The sequence below is a fragment of the Vibrio sp. TRT 2004 genome, assembly GCF_050113735.1.
Classification (GTDB): Bacteria; Pseudomonadota; Gammaproteobacteria; order Enterobacterales; family Vibrionaceae; genus Vibrio.
In genome coordinates, this window is the sequence record NZ_JBNJOH010000121.1 from 1 (window position 1) to 1,314 (window position 1,314).

General features: G+C 50.6%; 1 pseudogene. It reads right to left on the bottom strand.

The window, feature by feature from the left end:
• A pseudogene (locus tag ACQEXR_RS20140) lies at positions 1-1,314 on the bottom strand (FimV/HubP family polar landmark protein); the annotation flags it as partial.

Here is a 1,314-nt window from a genome sequence, read left to right on the forward strand (position 1 = left end):
CCTCACCAAACTCTGGCAAGTCTAGGTCATCCAACTCGAACGCTTCATCTTCTGCTTGAGGCTCTGTGAGCTGTTGTGCAGGTTCAAGTTCTGCATCCGCTAATGCGTCTTCTTCACTGTATTCCGGCAGCTCAAGCTCATCGAACGCCATGGCTGGCTCTTCCAGCGACGGCTCTTCAACAGACTCAGCAACAAGCGCTTCAGGTTCGAGCGCTGGGGCTTCTGCCACATCAGCCAATGCCTCTTCCTCACCAAACTCTGGCAAGTCTAGGTCATCCAACTCGAACGCTTCATCTTCTGCTTGAGGCTCTGTGAGCTGTTGTACAGGTTCAAGCTCTGCATCCGCTAATGCGTCTTCTTCGCTGTATTCCGGCAGCTCAAGCTCATCGAACGCCATGGCTGGCTCTTCCAGCGACGGCTCTTCAACAGAGTCAGCAACAAGCGCTTCAGGTTCGAGAGTTGGGGCTTCTGCCACATCAGCCAATGCCTCTTCCTCACCAAACTCTGGCAAGTCTAGGTCATCGAATTCAAACGCTTCATCTTCTGCTTGCGGCTCTGTGAGCTGTTGTGCAGGTTCTGCATCGGCTAGTGCATTTTGTTCTGTTTTCAGCTCATCATGCTGCGCAATATCGGCTAGATCTAACTCTTCCTGCTCGATATTTTCATCCGCAGAAAGTGAAGCCAGCACATCTTCCGGCTGGATGGTTTCTGGTTGCCCATCATCAATTAACCAATCATCATCTTGTGGAATGCCAAATTCATTCTCGATAGCTTCTGGCATTGGTGCGCTGGACTCTTTTGGAGTCTCTGAAGTCTCTGAAGTCTCTGAAGTCTCTGAAGTCTCTGAAGTCTCTGAAGTCTCTGAAGTCTCTTTTAGTGTTTCGTTAAGCTCCTGCTGCGCAAGTACATCTTCTTGCTCAATTTGCGGCTGTTCTGATCCCGCTTCAGACTCAAACTCATCGAGTTCAACCCTAGGTTGTTGCTCAACGCTGACGGTCTCTTGTTCTGGCGTGTGACCTTCAACTTCGTCAATCGCAGACGTCAGCCAATCATCTTCTTCATCAGAGTCTTGTTCATCAAAGTCTTGTTCATCAGACGCCACTTCCGCCGCGTCAGTAACCGCAGATTCACCAATAGGATCCAGTTCGGATTCCAGCGCTTCATCTTCAAGTTCGTCGATATCAAATTGTGGGTTTTCGACTTCCTCAATGGCTGACGTTAACCAATCATCTTCATCCTCTGGCTCTGGCTCTGGCTCTGGCTCTGGCTCTGGCTCTGGCTCTGGCTCTGGCTCTGGCTCTGGCTCTGGCTCTG